Annotated in this window: 1 protein-coding gene; it reads left to right on the top strand. The window is 45.6% G+C overall.

The window, feature by feature from the left end; all coding sequences use genetic code 11:
* Nucleotides 1-16: 16 nt before the first annotated feature.
* Nucleotides 17-550 (top strand): molybdenum cofactor biosynthesis protein B, encoded by a 534-nt coding sequence (gene moaB / locus A3761_RS06385; RefSeq protein WP_068749995.1) that lies wholly within the window; start codon nucleotides 17-19, stop codon nucleotides 548-550.
* The last annotated feature ends 80 nt before the right edge of the window (nucleotides 551-630 follow it).

Below are 630 nucleotides of genomic sequence, written 5' to 3'. Positions count from 1 at the left end.
CGTCAGCCAAGAAACCATCCCTTTAAACATTGCCGTATTAACGGTTTCAGACACTCGCACTGAAGACAATGACACATCAGGCCAACTTCTGGTAGAAAAGTTAAACTCGGCTGGGCACAAGCTCGCAGACAAAAAGATTGTCATTGACGACATATATAAAATTCGCGCTGCGCTCTCGACATGGATTGCGAGTGATGACACCCAAGTTATTATCATTACCGGTGGTACAGGCTTTACTAGCCGAGATAGCACCCCTGAAGCCGTTACCCCTTTGCTTGATAAGGTCGTCGATGGTTTCGGCGAGCTTTTCCGACAAATATCTCTTGAGCAAATTGGCACCTCAACCGTCCAGTCTAGAGCACTAGCGGGCATGGCAAACAAGACCTTACTATTCTGCCTACCAGGTAGCACCAATGCCTGCCGCACTGCCTGGGATAATATAATCGACTCACAAATTGACAGCCGTCAAGGCCCTTGCAACTTTGTACCCCAGCTAAAAGGCATTGATTTCGCTGCATGTCTTGATCGAGAAAAAAGAGATAACTCTTAGATTTTCAAATACTTAAACTAAAACTTCGAGTTCATCTTAAAACACTATACCTCCAGACTTACCCATCAGGAGGTATAGCC

The sequence above is a fragment of the Oleiphilus sp. HI0123 genome, from assembly GCF_001635315.1.
The sequence above is the reverse complement of the archived record's forward strand: the minus strand, read 5'-3'. Positions and strand labels throughout refer to the sequence as shown.